The sequence below is a fragment of the Megasphaera sp. genome (assembly GCF_047831605.1).
GTDB classification, from domain to species: Bacteria; Bacillota; Negativicutes; order Veillonellales; family Megasphaeraceae; genus Megasphaera; species Megasphaera intestinihominis.
In genome coordinates, this window is the sequence record NZ_CP181255.1 from 1,459,096 (window position 1) to 1,480,351 (window position 21,256).

General features: G+C 54.2%; 21 protein-coding genes and 2 other annotated features (1 of these 23 cut by a window edge). Of the genes, 13 read left to right on the forward strand and 8 right to left on the reverse strand.

The genetic code is table 11. The features are described from left to right. Nucleotides 1–34 precede the first annotated feature (34 nt). On the reverse strand, nt 35–733 hold the full coding sequence (gene cysE / locus ACFWUB_RS06925) for a serine O-acetyltransferase (RefSeq protein ID WP_020311413.1): 699 nt from the start codon (nt 731–733) through the stop codon (nt 35–37). Between the two features lie 54 nt (nt 734–787). Next, nucleotides 788–1,002 (reverse strand) — a binding site (T-box leader). 641 nt (nt 1,003–1,643) lie between these two features. Here cysE and ACFWUB_RS06930 point away from each other — a divergent pair. From ACFWUB_RS06930 to ACFWUB_RS06990, 13 genes are all read left to right on the forward strand, one after another. Beyond that, entirely contained in the window at nt 1,644–2,189 is a 546-nt protein-coding gene (locus tag ACFWUB_RS06930) for a LutC/YkgG family protein (protein ID WP_020311414.1), read from the forward strand. Nucleotides 2,190–2,204: 15 nt separating this feature from the next. Then, nucleotides 2,205–4,367: an L-lactate dehydrogenase (quinone) large subunit LdhH gene (gene ldhH / locus ACFWUB_RS06935; protein ID WP_020311415.1), complete on the forward strand. Its 2,163-nt coding sequence runs from the start codon at nt 2,205–2,207 to the stop codon at nt 4,365–4,367. Between the two features lie 32 nt (nt 4,368–4,399). Next, the gene (locus tag ACFWUB_RS06940; RefSeq protein WP_296820926.1) at nt 4,400–5,428 is read left to right on the forward strand and encodes a polyprenyl synthetase family protein; all 1,029 of its coding nucleotides are present in this window, start codon (nt 4,400–4,402) and stop codon (nt 5,426–5,428) included. After that, complete coding sequence (locus tag ACFWUB_RS06945; protein WP_292108289.1) at nt 5,429–6,361, forward strand: prenyltransferase; 933 nt, start codon at nt 5,429–5,431, stop codon at nt 6,359–6,361. Further along, on the forward strand, nt 6,345–7,064 hold the full coding sequence (locus tag ACFWUB_RS06950; RefSeq protein ID WP_226888102.1) for a ubiquinone/menaquinone biosynthesis methyltransferase: 720 nt from the start codon (nt 6,345–6,347) through the stop codon (nt 7,062–7,064). Before ACFWUB_RS06945 ends, ACFWUB_RS06950 begins: the two co-directional genes overlap by 17 nt. A gap of 87 nt (nt 7,065–7,151) precedes the next feature. Beyond that, nucleotides 7,152–8,447 (forward strand): FAD-dependent oxidoreductase, encoded by a 1,296-nt coding sequence (locus tag ACFWUB_RS06955; protein ID WP_292108288.1) that lies wholly within the window; start codon nt 7,152–7,154, stop codon nt 8,445–8,447. 1 nt (nt 8,448) lies between these two features. Continuing rightward, a complete protein-coding gene (locus ACFWUB_RS06960; protein WP_020311420.1) occupies nt 8,449–8,733 on the forward strand; it encodes a 4Fe-4S dicluster domain-containing protein in 285 nt (94 codons plus the stop codon). Between the two features lie 386 nt (nt 8,734–9,119). Continuing rightward, the gene (locus tag ACFWUB_RS06965; RefSeq protein WP_020311421.1) at nt 9,120–9,818 is read left to right on the forward strand and encodes an MBL fold metallo-hydrolase; all 699 of its coding nucleotides are present in this window, start codon (nt 9,120–9,122) and stop codon (nt 9,816–9,818) included. 9 nt (nt 9,819–9,827) lie between these two features. Next, nucleotides 9,828–11,102 carry a DUF445 domain-containing protein gene (locus ACFWUB_RS06970; protein WP_302681321.1) on the forward strand — a complete coding sequence of 425 codons (1,275 nt, stop codon included), beginning with the start codon at nt 9,828–9,830 and terminating at the stop codon, nt 11,100–11,102. Next, nucleotides 11,099–12,379: a DUF445 domain-containing protein gene (locus ACFWUB_RS06975; RefSeq protein ID WP_416183711.1), complete on the forward strand. Its 1,281-nt coding sequence runs from the start codon at nt 11,099–11,101 to the stop codon at nt 12,377–12,379. The genes ACFWUB_RS06970 and ACFWUB_RS06975 overlap by 4 nt, the downstream gene beginning before the upstream one ends. A 293-nt stretch (nt 12,380–12,672) precedes the next feature. Further along, nucleotides 12,673–13,404: a LytR/AlgR family response regulator transcription factor gene (locus ACFWUB_RS06980; RefSeq protein ID WP_416183712.1), complete on the forward strand. Its 732-nt coding sequence runs from the start codon at nt 12,673–12,675 to the stop codon at nt 13,402–13,404. 13 nt (nt 13,405–13,417) lie between these two features. Continuing rightward, entirely contained in the window at nt 13,418–14,812 is a 1,395-nt protein-coding gene (locus ACFWUB_RS06985; protein WP_416183713.1) for an FAD-binding oxidoreductase, read from the forward strand. 13 nt (nt 14,813–14,825) lie between these two features. After that, nucleotides 14,826–15,725: a radical SAM protein gene (locus tag ACFWUB_RS06990; protein ID WP_020311426.1), complete on the forward strand. Its 900-nt coding sequence runs from the start codon at nt 14,826–14,828 to the stop codon at nt 15,723–15,725. Here ACFWUB_RS06990 and ACFWUB_RS06995 read toward each other — a convergent pair. The 7 genes from ACFWUB_RS06995 to ilvC all read right to left on the reverse strand — a co-directional run bounded on the left by ACFWUB_RS06995 (nt 15,722) and on the right by ilvC (nt 21,069). Further along, the gene (locus ACFWUB_RS06995) at nt 15,722–16,360 is read right to left on the reverse strand and encodes a sensor histidine kinase (RefSeq protein WP_416183714.1); all 639 of its coding nucleotides are present in this window, start codon (nt 16,358–16,360) and stop codon (nt 15,722–15,724) included. The two genes, ACFWUB_RS06990 and ACFWUB_RS06995, sit on opposite strands and share 4 nt — an antisense overlap. 39 nt (nt 16,361–16,399) lie before the next feature. After that, a complete protein-coding gene (locus tag ACFWUB_RS07000) occupies nt 16,400–16,822 on the reverse strand; it encodes a hypothetical protein (protein ID WP_416183715.1) in 423 nt (140 codons plus the stop codon). A 24-nt stretch (nt 16,823–16,846) separates the two neighbouring features. After that, a complete protein-coding gene (locus ACFWUB_RS07005) occupies nt 16,847–17,077 on the reverse strand; it encodes a hypothetical protein (protein ID WP_416183716.1) in 231 nt (76 codons plus the stop codon). A gap of 19 nt (nt 17,078–17,096) precedes the next feature. Beyond that, the gene (locus ACFWUB_RS07010; protein WP_292108286.1) at nt 17,097–17,456 is read right to left on the reverse strand and encodes a hypothetical protein; all 360 of its coding nucleotides are present in this window, start codon (nt 17,454–17,456) and stop codon (nt 17,097–17,099) included. Nucleotides 17,457–17,746: 290 nt separating this feature from the next. Continuing rightward, a complete protein-coding gene (ilvN, locus tag ACFWUB_RS07015; protein WP_020311428.1) occupies nt 17,747–18,250 on the reverse strand; it encodes an acetolactate synthase small subunit in 504 nt (167 codons plus the stop codon). Further along, nucleotides 18,250–19,947 (reverse strand): biosynthetic-type acetolactate synthase large subunit, encoded by a 1,698-nt coding sequence (gene ilvB, locus ACFWUB_RS07020; protein WP_036200715.1) that lies wholly within the window; start codon nt 19,945–19,947, stop codon nt 18,250–18,252. The genes ilvN and ilvB overlap by 1 nt, the downstream gene beginning before the upstream one ends. Nucleotides 19,948–20,058: 111 nt before the next feature. Further along, nucleotides 20,059–21,069, reverse strand: a complete 1,011-nt coding sequence (ilvC, locus tag ACFWUB_RS07025; protein WP_020311430.1) for a ketol-acid reductoisomerase — start codon at nt 21,067–21,069, stop codon at nt 20,059–20,061. 95 nt (nt 21,070–21,164) lie between these two features. Then, nucleotides 21,165–21,256, reverse strand: a binding site (T-box leader) (it continues 150 nt past the right edge of the window).

Genomic DNA, 21,256 nt, shown 5'->3' on the forward strand with positions numbered 1-21,256 from the left:
TTTTCATTTCCATACAGGGTGACAACGAAGTTTATTATTTCAATGGCCGCATTTTGCCAACGCAGCGTTCATCTTGCTGGTGGTCCATCATTTCGACGCGGTGCTGCAAGAGGGCTACCTGATGCTGCAGGGCGATGATCTGATCTTCGATGGGGTCGGGCAGGCGGTTGTGGTTGAGGTCGACGTCGCGTTCGCTGTGGCTGGCCTTGAGGCGCTTGCCTTTCTGGACGACGACGCGGCCCGGGATGCCGACGACTGTCGAGTACGGCGGCACTTCTTTGAGGACGACGGAACCGGCGCCGATTTTTGAGCTTTCGCCGACGGTGAAGGACCCGAGGACCTTGGCGCCGCAGGCGACGACGACGTAGTCGCCGATGGTCGGATGGCGTTTGCCCTTTTCCTTACCCGTCCCGCCGAGGGTGACACCCTGATAGAGGGACACGTTGTTGCCGATGACCGTCGTTTCTCCGATGACGATGCCCATGCCATGGTCGATGAACAGGCCTTCGCCGATTTGGGCGCCGGGATGGATCTCGATGCCCGTGAAGAAGCGGGAAATCGTGGAAATGAGGCGGGCCGTGACGAACCACTGATGCTTATAGAAGAAGTGGGCCAGGCGATGGGCCCAGATGGCATGAAGGCCGGAATAGCAGAGCAAGACTTCCAGCGTGTTCTTGGCGGCTGGATCGCGGTCCTTGATGACGCGAATGTCGTTGCGAAGTGATTTGAACATGGCGTAGCGCCCTCCTGTGTCGTAAAAAAGTAAATAAAAAAAGACCTGCCGTCATACAGAGACGGTGGTCCGTGGTTCCACTCTGATTGCAGTCTTTCGACTGCCACTCAATACCCGTAACGGCGGCAACCGGGATGACCTACTCACGTTCAATCATCCTGCTCCCAAAGGCATTCCATCACATTCAACTTCGATAGGGGCTTTCAGCCGGTGGCCCTTACTCTCTGTGCCGTTATCCTGTGTGTACTTGTTTTGGTCATTGCATTTTTGTTTTCGTGTTGAACACATGATACCCCTTCACAGGACGTTTGTCAATAGAAAAATTGTAAAAAGATGATAAAATTGGTGTCTTATTCAAAAAGGCCGATAGAATCACGTTCTTTATATATCCATATAAGGGATTTGCCGTTTTTCGTTCATCGTTCGTCGTAACCAGGGCTTTTGTTTTTTTCGACCTACGACGAACGATGTTTTCATAAAGACTCATTATTTTTGATTAAATTTGTCTGCATACAATATCCATGTTTAGTAGATATGAATTGTATTCTCTACAATCAATCGTATACTGTAAAGCAAAATGAGCTTAATATGAGATAAAGTAATTTAAAAAATCTAAAAATATCATTACAAAAACATATCCTTTAGCGTGGTTAAACGAAGTATATAGCGTAAATAAGCCATTTTTCTGAAAGGCTTATTGATAAAAAGCATGGAGTGTTAAAAGAACACCATATTAGTAATGAATGAGCTAATAACAAAAACGCATAGATGACCATTCAAGGTTTCTCGTTTTGTATTACCCATTTTTCTATACTTATTGCACTTTGCGCATGAAATGGTATACTTATGTTAAATACTTTACTTCATAGTATTCGTTGTAGTTGTGATTTATAAGTAAAGAGGTGTGAAAATGGAAAAGACAGAATTGTATGAAACATTCCAGAAAGGGTTGACCAGCGTCAACGGCGAAAGTTACATCGCCAAAAAAGCAGACGTTGCTGCAACTCTCACCAAAATTTTCCAGGACAAGGACACACATGAAGTTGCCCTCGTTGAAACGCCGCTCCTGAAAGAAATCGGCGCTGTAGACGCATTGAAAGCCGCAGGCATCAAAGTGGATACGGATCACTTCCGCAAGAATGCCCCGGACGACAAAGGCGGCGTTACCGAAGCCGATTACGGCATCGCCAACTTGGGCTCCATTGTCCAGATGAAGGACGACATCGACTGTCGTATCGTTGAAACGGTATCGGACGTCTATGTCGGCATCGTCAAACTTTCTAAGATCGTCGATACTTTCGATGACATGATCGACATCATGGCCGAAACGAAACCGTTCCCGAAATTCGCCGGTATCATCACCGGCCCGAGCCGGACAGCTGATATCGAATGTGTCGGTACTGTAGGGGTTCATGGCCCGCGTCAGTATTCGGTCATCGTCGTAGAAGATGCGTAAGGGAGGGAACAGCACATGTCTAACGAATTACTGAAGCAAGAAATCGAGCGCGCCATGGATAATGCGCCGCTGCAGAAGGCGTTGAAGAACTTTACGACAGCTTATCCTGGCAACCGTGCAAGAGTTTACAAAGGATATGACTTTGAAGCGCTTCGTGAGAAAGTCCATGAAGTAAAATCCTATGCTCGTGACCATCTGGACGAAGTCATGGCCGAATTCATCAAGAATGCGGAAGCCAACGGGGCTCACGTATTCGTCGCTCATTCTCCGGAAGAAGCTATGGACTATGCTTTGAAACTGGCAAAAGACAACAACGTCAAACTTTGCGTTAAGTCGAAATCCATGGCATCGGAAGAAATGCACTTCAACCAGAACTATGAAAAAGCAGGCATTACGGCTCAGGAAACGGACTTGGGCGAATTCATCAACTCCATCGCTGGTGATACGCCGTCCCACATGGTTATGCCGGCTATTCATTATTCTAAAGAAGACGTTGCCGACCTCTTTGAATCGTATACGAAACAGCCAGAAGAACCGGTCATCACGAAAGAAGTCAAGACGTCCCGCCGCGTCATGCGTCCGAAATTCCTCAGCGCTGAAATGGGGGTTTCCGGTGCCAACGTCGCTGTCGCTGAAACGGGGACAGTCATTACCATGACGAATGAAGGCAACGGCCGTATGGTCGCAACCCTTCCGAAAACGCACTTATATATCTTTGGTATTGAAAAATTCGTCGCTAAGATGAGCGATATCCGCTACATCTTCAAAGTACTGCCTCGTAACGGTACAGCCCAGAACATCACGGCATACCTTTCCTTCTACACGGGCGCTACGAAAGTCGTTACGGATCCGGAAAACGATACGAAGGAAGACAAGAACTTCCACATGATCATCCTCGATACGCCGGAACGCCGTAAGATCATGGCCAGTGAAGATTACAAAGATATCTTCTGCTGCATCCGCTGCGCTGCCTGCCTGAATGTATGTCCGGCCTTCCGCCTCGTCGGCGGCCACGTATATGGCGGCTCCATTTATACCGGCGGTATCGGCACGCTGCTCACGAGCTTCCTCAACAGCCGTGAACGCGGTAAAGATATCCAAAACATCTGTCTCCAGTGCGGTACGTGTAACACAGTCTGCGGCGGCAAACTCGATATTGCCGGCATGATCCTGAAATTACGTACGAAATTCGCTCAGGAAGATGGCCTCAATCCGGTCCATAAATTCTGTCTCGATACGGTTGCTGACCGTCACCTCTTCCACTCTATGCTGCGCATCGCTTCCGTTGCTCAGGGCATGATTACCAAAGGTCAGCCGATGATCCGTCATCTGCCGATGTTCTTGTCCGGTCTGACAGCAGGCCGCAGTCTGCCGAGCGTTGCTCCGCAGCCGTTCCGCGATATCCTGCCGACAATCAAACAGGATGTTCCCAATCCGAAGGGCAAGATCGCTATCTTCACGGGCTGTCTCCTCGACTTCGTCTATGTCGACATCGCAACGGACGTCGTCAAAGCCCTCAACATGGCTGGCTATATCGTAGAAATGCCGCTTGGCCAGGCTTGCTGCGGTGCTCCGGCTACCTATATGGGCGATGTTGAAAACGCCAAGAAAGCTGCTGAAATGAACTTGAACGCTATGGAAGCTGAAAAATACGATTACATCGTATCGGCTTGCCCGACTTGTACGCATGCCCTCCGCGATTATGTCGACTTCTTCAAGGACGATCCGGAAATGCTCAAGAAAGCGGAAGCACTCCGCAGCAAGACCTTCGACTTCTGCAAACTCGTTTCCATGCTCGGCGGCTTGCCGGATACCGGCGATGGCGTACCGATGAAGGTCACCTATCACGACTCCTGCCACTTGAACCGTTACCTCGGCGTCACAAAGGAACAGCGTGAACTCTTGAAAGCTACCAAGGGCGTCGAACTCATCGAAATGCACGATTGCGATAAATGCTGCGGCTTCGGTGGTTCTTACTCCGTTAAATTCCCTGAAATGTCGGCTCCGATCCTCGAAGAAAAGATCAACAACATCGTCGCTTCTGGCGCAGATGTCGTCGCTGTCGACTGCCCGGGCTGCTTGCTCCAGATCCGTGGCGGCCTCGATGCTCGCGGCTTGAACAACATTCAGGTTAAACACACAGCACAGATCGTCGTTGAAAAACGCGAAAAAAAATAGGCAATAACGTTGGCCGGAAAGGTAAATAGAGCATGATGATAAAACAGACACTCTTAGAAACCAGCGCCCGGAAGTTTATGCCCAAATTGTTTGCCGGTATCAGCGATGACCAGGTCCGCAGAGTGAAAGAGTATATAAAACTATATACGCAGCATCCCTTTGAAGGTACAGCCACTGGCGCTGTCCTCGACGATGCAGCCTCTTCGCAGGGGAAGATGATCCGTCCCCGCCTGGTACTGATGGCCGGCTCGTTCGGAACAGACCGCGACGATGTGCGGGAGCGGTTGTATAAACTGGCGGCCGTAGTGGAAATGACCCATCTGGCCTCACTGATCCATGACGATATTGTCGACGATGCACCGGTCCGGCGCGGCAAGCCGTCGGTGCAGAGCAAGTACGGGAAGAACGCAGCCGTCTATGCCGGCGATTTCCTGATGAGCCGCATCACCTTCTATTTGATGCGCGAGGGATTGAACCGGGCAGGTATGGTCATCGCCCAGGCTGTAGAGGAAATGTGTGCCGGCGAAATCGGCCAGGCCATGTGCCGCTATAAAGAGGACGTCACTATTGACCAATATCTGCAGAACATCCACGGCAAGACCGTCGCCTTGTTCCGCGCCTGCTGCCGCATCGGTGCCATGGAAAGCGGTTGTGACGAACGGGTATCGCGGATGCTCGAGTCCTTCGGCGAATGTCTGGGCTATATGTTCCAGATGCGCGACGACCTCCTCGACTTCGTACCCGATAGTTCGATGATTGGCAAGAAAGCCCACCAGGATTTCCGCGAAGGGATCTATACCCTGCCGGTCCTCCTGGCACGGGAACAGCCCGGCGGCCGCCGGCTCCTCTACCCCTATATGGAAAGGAGCGCCGAAGGGACGCTGACTCATGCGGATATCTGCCGCATGGAAGAAATCGTCGCAGCCCTGGGCGGCCTGGAAGGCGCGTGGAACCAGATCCACACCTACCAGAAACGGGCTGAGGACATCCTCGAAGCCCTGCCGTCAAGTGATATTTCCCTGCAGCTCGGCAAGATCGTACGTAAGCTGGGGGCCGTGTGAATGGAACAGCAACATTGCTTAACACCTAAGCTGGCCGTTCGCCTGGCTGCACCGCACACCTGGCTGGCTTCTGTATATCCCGCCGTATTCGGTGAACTGTATTGCCTCCTGAAGGGCTACCCCCTTACGGGGACGCTGGCCATCACCCTCTTTTGGGCCTGCGTCTTCATGCAGTCCGCCGTCAATACGCTGAATGATTATTTTGATTTTGTAAAAGGCACGGACACTGCCGACGACAACGTCGAGGTGAGCGACGCCGTCCTGGTTTATGAAAACATCAAGCCTGGACAGGCATTGGCTTTGGGACTTGGCTACTTAGTTGCAGCCGGTCTCCTGGCCTTGCCGGCACTGGTCACAGCCGGACCGGCGCCGCTGATCATCGGCGTCATCGGAGCCATCGCCGTATGGACTTATTCCGGTGGTATCCTGCCGATATCCTATCTGCCGATTGGCGAGTTCGTTTCGGGCTTCGTCATGGGCGGCCTCATCCCCATGGGAATCGTCGCCGCCGTAAGCAGTGCCTTCGATTTTTCCGTTTTGCCTGCAGCGCTGCCCTTCATCATCAGTATCGGTCTCATCATGATGACCAACAATACGAGTGATATCGAAAAGGACAGGCAGGCCAAGCGCCGGACCTTACCGGCACTTTTGGGAAGGACTAAGGCTGTCCGCCTGTACCGGGCTGCCGTATGGATCTGGATGGCACTCATCTGCATCCTGCCCGTATGGTACACCGGCTGGTGGGGCCTCATCAGCCCGGCTTTCTTCATCGTGTTTGCCCGACATACCTTTATGAACCTGCTTCGTTCGCCCCTGGAACCGCAGGGGCGGGTGAAACAGATGAAAGGTATCATCGCCGCCAATCTCTTTGGCAACGGTGCCTATCTGTTAGCACTCGCGATGGTCCTCTTCGGAGGTGGTACTTTTGGCTGAACTCTCAAAACGGGAGAAGGTATATCATGTATTCCAGCAGATTTCCCAGACTTATGACCGCGCCAACGGGCGCATCAGTCTCGGCATGGAAAGCCGTTGGAAAGACTGCCTCATCGAAGCTGTCTGTGAGCAGGCAGCCAAGGGCAGCCGTGTCCTGGATGTGTGCAGTGGCACTGGGGACATCGCTATTTCCCTGGCAGCGCACCGGCCGGATCTCAAGGTCACTGGCCTCGATTTTTCGCCGGCGATGCTCGACGTAGCCCGCAAAAAAGGCGCGCCGCTTGCTAACGTTACCTGGCAGGAAGGTGATGCCATGAACCTGCCTTTTGAGGATAATACCTTTTCGGCAGCCTGTATCTCCTTCGGGCTTCGCAACACATCGGACTACCTGCGCGTCCTGCAGGAAATGACCCGCGTCGTCGTTCCCGGCGGCTGGGTATATTGTCTCGACTCCTTTGTCCCCGATTCTCTGGTCATCCGGCCCTTTTATTCGGTGTACTTCCGGTATGTCATGCCCTTCCTGGGCGGCGGCTTCCGCCATCGGCAGGAATACACCTGGCTGTGGCAGTCGACGCAGGATTTTCTCAGGAAGAAGGAGCTCCTGGACTTGTTTGGACAAGCCGGATTGATTGACAGGCAGATGAAAAGCCGCTTATTTGGGGCCTGCGTGCTCCACAAGGGGAAGAAGCCTGCGGTCGAATGAAGGATTATGAAAAGGACTTACATTACGTTACGATAGATACGAACGGAAATTAAGATAGCAAACCGTATGGTTAAGGAGGGTAAGAACATGAGTAGTGAAGAAAAATTTGATGCCATCGTGGTTGGCGGCGGTTTAGCTGGTTCTGCTGCAGCCTTGACAATGGCCAGAGCTGGTTTGGATGTTATGATGGTGGAGCGCGGTAAATTCTGCGGTTCCAAGAACTCCAGCGGCGGCCGTCTCTATGGACACAGCTTGGAAAAACTGATTCCGAATTTCGCAGCAGAAGCTCCGATTGAACGTAAGATTACGCAGGAACGCCTGTCGCTCATGACAGAAGGCGGCGCACTGAGCTTCCAGTATGGTTCGGATAAACTGGAAAACCTCAAATATCCGTCCTACTCGGTACTGCGTTCTAAATTCGATAAATGGTTGGCCGATAAAGCCGAAGAAGCCGGCGTCATGCTGACAGAAGGCTTCCTCGTCGATGAACTGGTCGTCGAAGACGGCAAAGTCATCGGTGTCATGACGGGCGGCGAAGAATTCGACGCTGATGTCGTCATCCTGGCTGATGGCGTCAACTCCCTGCTGGCACAGCAGATCGGCATGAAGAAAGAACTGGAACAGAAAGACGTTGCAGTCGGCGTCAAAGAAGTCATCGAACTCGGTGAAGACGTCATCAACGAACGCTTCGGTTTGAGCGGCAATGACGGCGCAGCCTGGATGATGGCTGGCGACCCGACGGGCGGCAACCTCGGCGGCGGCTTCATTTACACCAACAAAGACAGCCTGTCCCTGGGCATCGTTACGACCATCAGCGATATCGGCCGCGTCGATGTCAGCGTACCGGACATGGTTGAACGCATGAAAGCTCATCCGGCTATTGCTCCCTTCCTCAAAGGCGGGAAACTGAAAGAATATTCGGCTCACCTCGTTACCGAAGGCGGCCTCAAGATGATGCCGGAACTCGTCCGTGACGGCGTCCTCGTCGCTGGCGATGCAGCAGCTATGGTCGTTAACCTGGGTTACACCGTCCGCGGCATGGACCTGGCTATCGAATCGGGCCGTCTGGCTGGCGAAGCCGTCATCAAAGCGAAGAACCGCAACGACTTCTCGGCTGAAAGCCTCTCGGTTTACAAGACCTTGTTAGAAGAAAGCTTCATCATGAAGCTCATGAAACAGTATCAGAACCTGCCGGGCCTCTTGGAAGATCACATTATCTTCAACGATTTCCCGAAGATGGCCGACGAATTTGCCGGCATGGTCTACAAAGTAGACGGCGGCGCACCGGTCGCTCTGCCCATGATTGCTCTGACAGTTTTGGCAAACAACGGCGGCTTGGCTAATCTCTTCGATTTAGGTAAGAAAGCTTGGGAGGCGATGTAAGATGGCAAAGATGAGTGTAGACGATAAACTGGGTTTCGATAAGTTCGTGACCGATGAACACGAATCTCATATCCAGATCAACGAAGATTATCATGACGAAGCAGAAATCAAACGCTTAGTCATGGCATGTCCGGCTAACCTGTATCACTATGATGACGGCAAACTGGTCTTCAGTCATGAAGGCTGCCTCGAATGTGGTACGTGCCGCGTCATTTCCGGCGGCAAAGGCGTAAAGAGCTGGAAACATCCGAAAGGCGCTATGGGCGTAGAATTCCATCAGGGCTGATCGCAGAGGGAAAGTAAAAAAGGCTTGTCGCATGTGCGGCAAGCCTTTTTACTTTGTAGGGGTCGCCACGTGGGCGACCCGTTAGAACTTTGGATGAGTTCCCTAGCAAACTGGCTGGGGGAATCACATATATCCTCAAGCGGGCTCGCCCTCTACAGTGGTCCGTTTCAGCAACCGTCCTGCCATTCCTTGTAGTCATGGCCTGACGGGCTGAAAAGGCACGTGCGAGCCCCTACAACTAAAAATTGGAGAAATTCGCACGAGCCACGAACTACGAGCCACCGGCCCCTAGCCACAACCCTCCCCGGCATGTACACGGGCGACGCATATATGGTATAATAAAAAGTATGCAATAGCCATTAAACAACCGATAAGGGGGTTACTATATGAGTGTACAGATTACCTTTTTGAATCACAGCGGCTTTGCCGTCGAGACCGATTCCAAGGTGCTGGTCTTTGATTACTACAAGGATCCATCGGGGACGGTCAAGGCTTACAGCCAGGTCGGCAGGAAGCCGTTGTGGTTCTTTGTCAGCCATTGGCACGAAGACCATTTCAACCGCAGCATCGGCCAGTTCGGCGGTGCCCAGTACATCGTCAATGAAGATGTGCGCCTCAAGGACATTCCGGCAGACCGGTTCCATGCCATGAAGTTGTATGAAACGCTGCCCCTGGGAGATACGACGGTGACCCAGTATGGGTCGACTGATGAAGGCGGGTCGTTCCTGGTGGAAACGGACGGCTTGAAGATTTTCCATGCCGGCGACTTGAACTGGTGGCACTGGCTCGGCGATACGGATGAAAATAATGCCGAAGCCAAGAGCAACTTCGACCGGGAAATGAAACACCTTGCCGGACAGACTTTCGACATTGTCTTTTTCCCTGTCGACGCCCGCCTGGAAGGCGCCCGCGAATGGGGCGTCACGGGTTTCCTGAAAGACGTTTCGGTCACGAAATGCCTCATCCCCATGCATTATTTCGGCACGCCCTGGACGCCGTCGGCAGCTTTTAAACAGGCTTATCCGGACGTACCCTTGTGGATTCCCCAGCATGATGGCGACGACGTCATCATCGGCGGGCAGTAAGGAGGTATCATGGCAAGTAATACACACGGGGGCAGACGCAGCCAGATTGCCAATTATATCCTGATTACGGCGGCAGTCCTCCTGCTTCTGGCATACCCCTTCCAAGACTTTTTTGTCGGCGGACTGCTGACCCATCTGGCCGGGGCGGCCCTCATCGGCGGCCTGGCAGACTGGTATGCCGTAACGGCCCTGTTCCGCCGGCCTTTGGGCATCTCCTTTAAGACGGCCCTCATTCCGAACAGCAAGGAACGCATTGCCGAAATGGCCCGGCATATGATCGAATATGAAATCCTGACCGTTTCCAATATGTACAACATCCTCAAACATCATCCCATCCTGGGCGCGACGCTGGATTATCTCCATACGGAAAAGGGGTTCCAGTCGGCAGAACGCGTCTTCGGTCAGATCCTCAATACCTTCTTGTACACCATCGACATGAAGACCGTCGTCAAGGCCTTTGCCGGCATCGGCGGCCAGGTCATCGAGAAAGTCGACCTGGCACCGATCATGAGCAAGGCCATCAAAATCGGCCTGCGCGGTGAATCGGGGAAGGATTTCCTCGATTTCATGATCCTCAACCTGGAAGACCTCGTACGCAGTGAAACGATGAAGCGCTATGTCGGCGAAATCTACGAAGCCTCCCTGCGCCAGTACGCCAAGCACAATATCTTCCTCGGCTGGGCCATCAAGGCGGCCTTGAAGATGGAAGTCTTCCAGCCGGACCACGTAGCCGGCCTCTTGCAGACGAAGTGCCTGGACCTCCTGGCCGAAGCCAAGGAAGACAATTCCCTACAGCGCCAGCAGGCCCTGCGCTATTTGTGGAAACAGACGGAAAAGATCGAATTCAACGACGAATGGCGCCAGCGCATCGACAGCTATAAGAACCGCATGTACAACAGCCTGGTCACGCGGCCGGACACGAAAGAAGCCTGGCAGCGCTACGTCCAGGACCCGGAACGGCAGAAGCGGGTCTGCAAGGTCGCAGCTAATTACGTCATCAATAAACTGGAATCGTGGCGCCAGAGCCCAGACCAGGTGGAACATATGAACCGCCAGGCCCTGGCCTTTGCGGCCCGCGAATTGAAGCGTCTCCAGGTCTGGTTCGGCAAGACGGCAGAACAGGAAATCCTGAAATACGACGGCAATTACCTGGCAGAACAGCTGGAAAACAGTGTCTGGTATGACCTGCAGATGATCCGCGTCAACGGTTCGCTCGTCGGCGCCATCCTGGGTGCCGTCATTTACCTGGTCATGTACGCCGTGAAGGGAGGGGCTATCTTATGACATACAGACAGCGTGCCAATATGATTTTAGGCCTGTCTTTCGTCTGCTTCATCGCCATTTTCCTCTGGTGGTATACGCATGACGTCTCGGTCTGGGAAGAACTGCTGTTCTTCGTCATCCAATCGGCCCTCATCGGCAGTATCGCCGACTGGTTCGCCGTTACGGCGCTCTTTGAAAAGCCGTTGAGCTTTCCGTATCACACGGAACTGCTCTATCGCCATCGCGACCAGATCATCGACAGCATGACCAAGATCATCTCGGAAAAGCTTCTCCAGCCCAATATGTGGCAGGATAAGCTCTATCAGATTTCTTTCATCGATAAGCTCGTCGGCTGGCTGCGCGGCCCGAACGGCCGGGAAAAGTTCCGCAGCGTCCTCTACGAAGTGGCTCAGCGGGCTTACCGCTACGCTCAGAAGGGCGGGACCCAGGCATCCATAGCCTCGCACATCCGCAAGTACCTGAAACAGCAGCCCCTGGTCAGTTTCTTCCAGGACCGCCTCATTTCCCTTTTGGAAGACCCGAACAGCAACATGTTCAACGATGCCATCGGCCTCGTGCGGGAACTGGTCAACAGCGACGACTTCGACAGCCTCCTGGAAAAGCTCATCCTCCAGTGGCGTGAAGAATCGCAGCATTCGTCCATGTCCAGCCTCACACTGACCAAAGTCCTGGGCATTGTCGATACCCGTAAGATTGCCAAGGATATCAAGATGGGCATCGTCGAATGGCTCGACCAGTGGGAACATGCCGAAGGGGAACAGCGCGAATGGCTGTGCCGCAAACTGGAACTCTTCCTCTATTCCATGAACGGCCAGCTGGCCTTTGGCGTCCAGAACTGGCAGGACCAGTTCGTCGACTCCCTGCCCATCGAGCAGTGGCTGACGGCGACCCAGAATTCGGCCAAGGACTATTTCACCAAAGGCGACCAGGGCAAGGAAGAACTGAAGGATTTATTGGAAGAACAGTTCATCCATTACCTGGAATACTGCCGGTCCTATCCGGAAATCAAAGACTGGCTCGATGAACAGATACGCCGGGCCTGCAACGTCATCCTGGAACATGAACACTCGCTCATCGCCGTCGCCGTCCGCGACGTCCTGTCGGGCTTCGACAAGAAGCGGTTCAACCAGTTCCTGGAAAGCAAAGTCGGCGAAGACCTGGCCTGGATCCGTATCAACGGGGCCATCGTCGGCGCATCCATCGGCATCTGCGTCTTCGGCTTTTTGAAATTATATCAGTTCACCATCGTACCGCTCCTGCGGGGCATCGTACTGTAGTGGGGGAAAAGGGGCTGTTGCATGTGCGACAGTCCCTTTTCTGTAGGGGCTCGCACGTGGCGAGCCCGCTCAGGCAAATCAGTGATAACGGGATTCTTGCATATGCTGACGGGCGCCCCACGTGGGCGCCCCTACTATAGAGAAAAAGGGACCATGCATGATGGTAAATACCTTCTTCTGAACGCCGCTACGCGTCAAAAATGCGCCATTTCGTGACACATCGGACGGCTTGAGACGAATCTGGTGATATAATAAACTTGTAAAATACTTGTTTATTGAAAGGAGGCGTCACGATGGTACGAATTGCGATTTGTGATGATTTACAGGAACAGTTGGACATCATTCAAAAGGCAGTCCAACAGTATTTCCACGATAAAAAGGAACCGACCGAAGTCTTTACCTATAACAATACCATGGATTTCGTCGATGCTTTTGAAAAGGAAGGGAATTTCGACATCGTCCTGCTGGATATCTGTATGCCCGGCCTGCTGGGGACGGACATTGCCGCAGAGATGCGCAAGCAGAAGAGCCGGGCGGAAATCGTCTTCTTGTCGACGAGCGAAGAATTTGCCGTCGAAGCCTTTGCCGTCCGGGCTGCCCATTACCTGGTCAAGCCCTTTACGCAGAAAGAGTTCGACCAGGCCATGGACCGCGTCATGGAAAGCATCCGCCAGCGCCACAGCGGCAAGATGATCTTCCGCCTCGTCGGCGGCGGTATCCAGGTCGAAGAAGTCAACGCCATCCTCTACGTCGAAAGCAATGGGCACATCCAGCAGGTCTATACGGCAGACCACTTGCTGCTGGAAACGCGGCAGTCCCTGGCTAGTCTCTTGGATACGCTGGATGCCATTGCGCCGGGCCAGTTCGTATCGCCTGGGAAAGGCTATATCGTCAACCAGTCGGCTATCCGCGTCATCAAGAGCGATTACATCGAAATCCAGGGCCATAAGATTCCCCTGGCCAAGCGGAAATATCGCCAGTTCCAGGAAAGTTATTTAAAATTTATCTTCGGGCAGGAAGCCTGAGAAGGAAGTCATTATGGAGTATAATCACGTAACCCCGGCCGTCGTCGCGGACCTCGAAGCCATCGTCGGCGCTAAATATGTCTGGACGGACCGGGATAAAAAGATTCCCTATGGACAAGACGAAGGGACCGGGCCAGCCTGTCTGCCCGACGTCGTCGTCCTGCCGGCGTCGGCCGAAGAATTGGCGGCTGTCGTCCGCCTGGCCAATGACGCCGTCATCCCGGTCATCCCCAGGGGGACCGGGACCGGCCTGGAAGGCGGAGCTGTGGCCGACAGCCGCGGCGGCATCGTAGTCAGTATGGAACGGATGGACCGTATCGTAGAAATCAATGAAGACGCCATGTACATGGTCGTCCAGGCCGGCGTCATTACGGCGCGGATACAGGAAGAAGCCCGCAAGCGCGGCCTCCTCTATGCCGGCGACCCCTGCAGCGGCGACTGCTGCTGTATTGGCGGCAATGGCGCGACCAATGCCGGCGGCAACCGGGCCGTCAAGTACGGGACGACGCGGGATCAGATCTACGCCATCGAAGTCGTCACGCCGACCGGGCAGATCGCCCATCTCGGCAAGCGCCTGCACAAGATGACGGCCGGTTATCCCCTGGAAAAAATCGTCATCGGTTCCGAAGGGACGCTGGGCATCATTACGGAGCTGACTTTGAAGCTCGTACCCCTGCCCAGGGCCACGGCCCACGTCCTGGCCGTCTTTCCGTCGCCGGAAACGGCCCTGGCCCTGGTCACGGCCCTGCCCAAGGCAGGTATTACGCCGACGTGCCTGGAATTCATGGACTATGACGTCATTTCCGTCGTCCAGGACTGGCTCAAAGAAAAACAGCCCTGCCCGGCCGGCGGCGCCTATATGATTATCCAGCTCGACAGCTCGCGGGACGAAACGCTCGATGACGACTGCGTCACTGTCGATGAAGTCTGCCGCTGCCTGGGAGCTGTCGATGTCTTCATGGCCGACGCCGATAAAGTCTGGAAGGCCCGCAAGGCCTTTACGGAAGCGTCGGCTGCGGACTGCCCCGTGGCGGCCATGGAAGACTTCGTCGTCCCGCCGGACCGGCTCCTGCCCTTCATGGAACGCTTACGGGATTTGGGACAGGCGCTGGGCGTCGTCTTCCGCGGTGTCAGCCACGCCGGCGACGGCAATATCCATCTCGATGTCCTGCGCAAGGGCTTCGCCGATGAAGGGGATGAAAAGCAGAAAGTCGCCGCCTTTGAAGATAAGGCCTGCCAGGCAGCTTATGAGCTGGGTGGTGCCATTTCCGGGGAACACGGTATCGGTCAGGCCCGCAAGGCCCTGTTCGCCAAGTATACGGATCCGGTGGAACTGGCCTTGATGAAGGCTGTGAAGCAGGCCTGGGACCCGAAGAATATCCTGAATCCCGGAAAAATTTTTGACTGAGGTATAGAAAACTATGGAAACCTATTGTAATGACTGTCCCCGCCGCTGCGGCGTCGTCCGCGCGGCCTTTTGGGATGAAAAAAAGATGCCCGGCTTTTGCCACAGTCCGCTCCAGCCCGTCGTAGCCCGGGCGGCCCTGCACCAGTGGGAAGAACCCTGTATCAGCGGCAGCCACGGCTCTGGCGCCGTCTTTTTCACGGGCTGCAACCTGCGCTGCTGTTTCTGCCAGAATGCCACCATTTCCATGGGCGGGACGGGCGTGCCCATTACGGTGGACAAGCTGCGGGAGCTTTACGGCCGGCTCATCGCCCAGGGGGCGCACAACATCAACCTGGTCACGCCGACGCCGTATAAACAGGCCATCTTGGCGAGTCTGGCCGCCCCCCTGCCGGTACCGGTCGTCTACAACTGCGGCGGCTATGAATCGCAGGAGACGATTGACGATTTCAAGGGCAAAGTGCAGATCTATCTGCCCGATTTGAAATACCTCGACCCGAAATTGGCCAAGCGCTACAGTGCTGCCGAAGACTATCCGCAAGTCGCCACGGCGGCCATCCTGCGCATGTACGACCAGGTCGGCCCTTATGAAATGGACGACGACGGCATCCTGCAGAAGGGCGTCGTCATCCGCCACCTCATCCTGCCGGGCTGCGTAGACAATACGAAAGCCGTCATCGACTGGGTGCGAGACCACTTCGATGACGGCCAGGTCTTATTCAGTTTGATGCGCCAGTATGTACCCTGCGGCCGGGCCGGGGAATACCCCGAAATCGACCGGCCCTTGTCGGACGAAGAGTACGATGAAGCCGAACAGTACCTCTTCGACAGCGGCATCGAAGACGGCTTCGTCCAGGAAAAAGGCAGTGCCAGCGACGCCTTCATCCCGGCCTTCGACGGTACAGGCGTCGTCTAAGACGGGCTGCCCTTGCCCCAGGGGACGCGGATGTACGTAGAGAACCAGCCGTCTTCACAGGTGCAGAGGACGCTGGCGTCATAGGTGTCGCGGAAGCGGCTCAGCGATTTCATGCCGATGCCATGGCCATTGACCTTTGTCGTCGGCAGGCCGTCTTCATCGAGGGCTACGGTCCCGTCGAAGCGGTTCTTGACCAGGATGCTGAGGATGTCGCCCTGGCAGATGGTCAGCAGGGACAGGGCGCGATGGCTTCCGGGCTGCTTTTCGCTGGCATGGATGGCATTTTCGATGAGGTTGGACAAGACGATGGCCAGGTCGGAGCTGAGAGCCGTATTTTCCTTGGGGATGACGGCTTTGACGGTAATGGGCATGTGCAGGGCTTCGGCTTTGGCCAGATACGTCGACAAGGCGGCGTTGACCAGGGGATTCTGACAATACTGTTTGCGCTTGGTCTGATTCAGCTCGGCACCGATTTCCTCGATGAGCTGCAAGGCTTCTTGGGAACGATGGGACACGATGAGTTGTTCCAGTTCGTCCAGGTAGGCCTTGCGTTTTTTATATATGGCCTTCATCTGGTTCTGTGACTCCAGCAGGGAATGGGTATAATCGTAGCTGGCTTCGATTTGGGCTGTCATATTTTCTGTCCGTTCGTACATCTTCAGGGTCTGATCGGTTTAGCGGAGGCCCGTGCGGATGCTCTGGGCGATGATGAGCAAAGCCAGGAGCAGGATACTGCGGGGCAGGATCATCCGGTCCATGATGAGGACGTCCGAACTGGCCATGATGAAGTACATGTCCAGCAGCAGGAAGAGCGGCAGCATGCTGATGTATTTCCAATAGTGATGCGTCGTCAGATGACGGTATTTCACGAAGACTTCATTGAAATAACGGCGCAGCATGGGCATAAGGGCCATGTAGCAGACGATATAGAACAGCCATTGGGCCGGATAGATGGCTGCCGACAGGGCCGGCCGGGAGCTGTCGCCATGGAAGATGGCCAGCAGGATCAGGGCCATCAGGGTGTGGACGAAGATCGTACAGGCTGCGCGGATGGAAAAGACGTAGAGATGGAGGAATACATAAGGCCGGATCGTCACGACGGCCCAAAGAAAATGGGGAATCTAGGCGATGACAAAGACTTTTTTATATAAGATGAAGCTGTGTTCCCAGGGACCCCAGACGAACATATAGAGGAAAAAGATGAGTTCCATGAGGTACAGGACGGCATATCCACCCAGGACGAGGACTTTCTGCCGATGCTTCAGCAAGGGTTCAAAGGCATAGTACTGGAGGATAGCTGGCGGCATGAGGGCTGTCGTCATCAGGAAAACGGTCACGATGTTGTAAAGCATGGCTGAGTATCACTTCCAATCAAGTCTGATAGGGAATCGTCAAATACAGGCTGGCCAGGTGGTTGTGGAGGTCATAGCGGAAGGTCGCCTCGTAGAGCCGGGAGAACTGATTCAGGTCCGGAACGAACTGGGCATAGGGCGCTTCCCGGAGGAGGTCGTTTTTGTCGTCCGGGATGTCCGGTGATACGGCATGTTTAATGAAGACCAGCAGGCCGCCGTGTATGGGCGTCGTCCCGATGATGAGCAGGCGCTGGTCTTTCGGCAGGGACTGGAGGGCCTGGGCCGACATGGCAATGGCTTTGGCCAGGATGTCGCCCAAGGCGATTTCAAAGGGCAGGGACGGGGGGAAGCCGTCGTCAAGACCGTAGCTGACATGCATATCACTCCCTTTCTATCAAATACAAGATACCTTATTATAGCATATTTATGTGGCTGGCACATGGATGTTTCTGATAAGGTGCATTATAATTTGTAGGGGCTCGCACGTGCCTTTTCAGCCCGTCAGGCCATGACTACAAGGAATGGCAGGACGGTTGCTGAAAAGGACCACTGTAGAGGGCGAGCCCGCCGGGCATATGTAAGAATCCCGTGGTCGATTTGCGTGGACGGGCGCCCCACGTGGGCGCCCCTACAGAAAAAAGGAGCTGTCGCGATGCGACAGCTCCTTTTTTACATCGCCTTGACCGGTACGAGTCCTCGTGATAGGGAAATGGTCCCGGTCCGGGCGATTTCTAATATTTCATATGGCGACAATACCTTGATGAGGGCATTGACGTGGTCTTCGCGTCCTGTAACGCGGAGGATGAGCGAGTTCAAGTTGACATCGACGACTTTGGCGTGGAACAGGTTGGCCAGGCTGGCCAGCTCGTCGCGGACTTGCGGCGTGTCGTAGCGGACCTTGATCATGGCCAGTTCGTAGCTGATGAAGGGCGCTTCATCGAGGTTGATGATCTTGATGACGTCGATGAGCTTGGCCAGCTGGCTGATGGTCTGCTTCAATTCTTTATCGTCTTCGATGCTGATGACGATATTGAAGCGCGACACATCTGGTTCTTCCGTATAACCGACGGTCAACGATTCGATGTTGATGGCCTTGCGGCTGATCAGGCCAGCAATATGTGTCAATACGCCCGGTTTATTATCGGACAAAATAGCCAGATGCTGTTTTCTCATCAGGCGTCACCTCCTAAAATCATGTCACTCAATGCTTTGCCGCCGGGAACTGTCGGGTATACCCGTTCTTCCGGCGAGATGCGGATATCGACCAGGGCCGGCCCTTTATGGGCAAAGGCCTCTTTCAGGACGGGGGTTAAATCGTCCTGTTTTTCGATGGCGTATCCTTTGACGCCCAGCGATTCGGCCAGCATGGGCAGGTTTTTGCGCTTATTCAAAGTGCATTGTGAATAATGGTGGTTATAGAAGAAATCCTGGAGCTGGACGATCATTCCCAGCGTATCGTTGTGCAAGACGATGACTTTCACGTCGATGCCGTATTCCGACAAGGTCGCGAATTCCTGACAGTTCATGAGGATACTGCCGTCGCCGGAAAAGACGACGACTGTTTTTTCGGGACAGGCCACTTTGGCACCGAGGGCAGCCGGCAGGCCGAAGCCCATCGTGCCCAGACCACCGGAAGAAATGAAGTGTTTCGGCTCATCCGTCGTGAAGAATTGAGCTGCCCACATCTGATGCTGACCGACGTCGGTAATGGCTACGGTATCGTCGTCCCGGGTGATGTCCCGGACGGCGGCGAAGATTGACTGGGGTGAAATGCAGCCTGGACGCGGCGGCGTCGCGAAGGGGTGGCTTTTCTTCATGGCCAGGACCTCATGACGCCAATCGGCAAAGGCGGCTCCATAATCGAAGGCGCCTTCTTTCAGCTTCTTGGCGAAAATGGGCAGGGACCAACGCAGGTCCCCTTTGATGCCTAAGTCGATGTCGATGATCTTGTCGATTTCGACATCATCGATTTCAAAATGGATGATCTGTGCATTGGGAGCAAACGTATCGGCTCGGCTGGTCAGGCGTTCGTCGAAACGGGCCCCTAAGGCGATGAGCAGATCGCAGCCTGAGATGGCTTTGTTCGATGCATAAGAGCCGTGCATCCCGCCCATACCGAGATGGAGTTCGTGAGAATCGGGGATGGCTCCTTTGCCCATGAGTGTCGTGACGACGGGAATCTTCGTCGTATTGACGATGTCTTCGAGATACTTCGTCGTTTCCGACAGGATGACACCGCCGCCGACGAGGAAGACCGGTTTCTGGCTGTGCTGGATCATGGCGACAGCCCGGTCGATGTCATAAGCTTGTCCAGTTGTTTCGACGACGTAGCCCGGCAGATGGACTTTATCGGGATATTGGAAATAGATTTCCGCTTCCAGGGCGTCTTTGGCAATATCGATCAGGACTGGACCGGGCCGGCCTGTCGATGCGATGTAAAAGGCTTCTTTCAGGACGCGCGGGATAGAAGCGGCGTTCTTTACCAGGTAGTTGTGCTTGGTAATGGGCGACGTAATGCCGGAAATATCGGCTTCCTGGAAGGAATCGCGGCCGATGAGGCCCGTCGGGACCTGTCCGCTGATGATGACCATGGGGATAGAGTCCATGTTGGCCGTAGCAATGCCCGTAACCATGTTGCATACCCCTGGTCCGGACGTGGCGATGCAGACGCCGGGCCGGCCGGTAACGCGGGCGTAGCCGTCTGCAGCGTGGACCGCTCCTTGTTCATGACCGGTAAGGATGTGCCGGAAGTTGTCTTTATACATTTCTTCGTATAGTGGCAGGATAGCCCCTCCGGGATAGCCGAAGACGACGTCGACGCCTTCCCGTTTCAAACATTCCAGCACTGCCCTTGCACCTGTCATTTTCATCATCATTCACCTCTTAATATCGTTCATCGTTTGTCGTAGTTCGTTCATCGAAGCGGCCATTCATCGTCCTTTTCGATGAACGACGAACGGCCTGCGATGAACGGATCTTACTTAGTCGTTCTGGTCGTTGTTGTGGAGCCACGGCATCATGTCGCGGAGTTTAGCGCCGACTTTTTCAATCGGATGTTCAGCGTGCTGACGGCGCATAGCGAGGAAGTGAGCGCGGCCGCCGGCTTTGTTTTCGAGGAGCCAATCTTTAGCGAAAGCACCGGTCTGGATGTCGTCGAGGACAGCTTTCATGGCTTTCTTGGAATCCTGCGTGATGACGCGCGGGCCGGCTGTGTAGTCGCCGTATTCTGCCGTGTCGCTGATGGATTTACGCATCTTAGCCATGCCGCCTTCGTACATGAGGTCGACGATCAACTTCATTTCATGGAAGGTTTCAAAGTAAGCGATTTCCGGCTGATAACCAGCTTCGCAAAGGGTTTCAAAACCGTTGGTGATCAACTGGCAGATGCCGCCGCAGAGGACTGCCTGTTCGCCGAAGAGGTCTGTTTCCGTTTCTTCCTGGAAAGTCGTCTGGATGACGCCGGCACGGGTACCGCCGATGCCGCGGGCATAGGCCAAAGCGATGTCGAAGGCTTTGCCTGTAGCGTCCTGTTCGACAGCGAATACGTCAGGAACACCGCCGCCTTCAGTGAAAGTACGACGGACGAGGTGGCCCGGGCCTTTCGGAGCGACCATGAAGACGTCGACTGTCGAAGGAGGAACAATCTGTTTAAAGTGAACGTTGAAACCGTGAGCGAAAGCGAGGGCGCTGCCGTCTTTCAAGTTGGGAGCGATTTCTTTTGCGTAGACGTCAGCCTGTTTTTCGTCCGGAATCAAGATCATCGTGATATCGGCTTCTTTAACGGCTTCAGGAACGGATTTAACTTCAAGACCGGCTGCCTGGGCTTTGGCGATGGATTTGCTGCCTTCATACAAGCCGACGACGACGTCGATGCCGCTGTCTTTGAGGTTCAACGCATGAGCGTGGCCCTGGCTGCCATAACCGATGATTGCGACTTTTTTGCCTTTCATTACATCCCAGTTTACATCCTGATCATAAAATACTTTTGCCATGATAACATATCTCCTTTGTAATATAAAATAAGAATTTTATCGTTGGGATTTAGAGATTTGTCAAAAGAGGCCAACAAAAAAACTCCGCCCCTTCTGTAAGGGACGGAGTATAATTCCGCGATACCACCCTGATTCCCGGCGCATTGCTGCAGCCGGACTCTCTACAACGTACCAACATACGCGTTTC

What these genes read in the sequence shown, in the direction of transcription:
- cysE (WP_020311413.1), bottom strand. Translation starts at nt 733, where the DNA reads ATGTTCAAATCACTTCGCAACGACATTCGCGTCATCAAGGACCGCGAT.
- ACFWUB_RS06930 (WP_020311414.1), top strand. Translation starts at nt 1,644, where the DNA reads ATGGAAAAGACAGAATTGTATGAAACATTCCAGAAAGGGTTGACCAGC.
- ldhH (WP_020311415.1), top strand. Translation starts at nt 2,205, where the DNA reads ATGTCTAACGAATTACTGAAGCAAGAAATCGAGCGCGCCATGGATAAT.
- ACFWUB_RS06940 (WP_296820926.1), top strand. Translation starts at nt 4,400, where the DNA reads ATGATGATAAAACAGACACTCTTAGAAACCAGCGCCCGGAAGTTTATG.
- ACFWUB_RS06945 (WP_292108289.1), top strand. Translation starts at nt 5,429, where the DNA reads ATGGAACAGCAACATTGCTTAACACCTAAGCTGGCCGTTCGCCTGGCT.
- ACFWUB_RS06955 (WP_292108288.1), top strand. Translation starts at nt 7,152, where the DNA reads ATGAGTAGTGAAGAAAAATTTGATGCCATCGTGGTTGGCGGCGGTTTA.
- ACFWUB_RS06960 (WP_020311420.1), top strand. Translation starts at nt 8,449, where the DNA reads ATGGCAAAGATGAGTGTAGACGATAAACTGGGTTTCGATAAGTTCGTG.
- ACFWUB_RS06965 (WP_020311421.1), top strand. Translation starts at nt 9,120, where the DNA reads ATGAGTGTACAGATTACCTTTTTGAATCACAGCGGCTTTGCCGTCGAG.
- ACFWUB_RS06970 (WP_302681321.1), top strand. Translation starts at nt 9,828, where the DNA reads ATGGCAAGTAATACACACGGGGGCAGACGCAGCCAGATTGCCAATTAT.
- ACFWUB_RS06975 (WP_416183711.1), top strand. Translation starts at nt 11,099, where the DNA reads ATGACATACAGACAGCGTGCCAATATGATTTTAGGCCTGTCTTTCGTC.
- ACFWUB_RS06980 (WP_416183712.1), top strand. Translation starts at nt 12,673, where the DNA reads ATGGTACGAATTGCGATTTGTGATGATTTACAGGAACAGTTGGACATC.
- ACFWUB_RS06985 (WP_416183713.1), top strand. Translation starts at nt 13,418, where the DNA reads ATGGAGTATAATCACGTAACCCCGGCCGTCGTCGCGGACCTCGAAGCC.
- ACFWUB_RS06990 (WP_020311426.1), top strand. Translation starts at nt 14,826, where the DNA reads ATGGAAACCTATTGTAATGACTGTCCCCGCCGCTGCGGCGTCGTCCGC.
- ACFWUB_RS06995 (WP_416183714.1), bottom strand. Translation starts at nt 16,360, where the DNA reads ATGACAGCCCAAATCGAAGCCAGCTACGATTATACCCATTCCCTGCTG.
- ACFWUB_RS07005 (WP_416183716.1), bottom strand. Translation starts at nt 17,077, where the DNA reads ATGCTTTACAACATCGTGACCGTTTTCCTGATGACGACAGCCCTCATG.
- ACFWUB_RS07010 (WP_292108286.1), bottom strand. Translation starts at nt 17,456, where the DNA reads ATGCATGTCAGCTACGGTCTTGACGACGGCTTCCCCCCGTCCCTGCCC.
- ilvN (WP_020311428.1), bottom strand. Translation starts at nt 18,250, where the DNA reads ATGAGAAAACAGCATCTGGCTATTTTGTCCGATAATAAACCGGGCGTA.
- ilvB (WP_036200715.1), bottom strand. Translation starts at nt 19,947, where the DNA reads ATGAAAATGACAGGTGCAAGGGCAGTGCTGGAATGTTTGAAACGGGAA.
- ilvC (WP_020311430.1), bottom strand. Translation starts at nt 21,069, where the DNA reads ATGGCAAAAGTATTTTATGATCAGGATGTAAACTGGGATGTAATGAAA.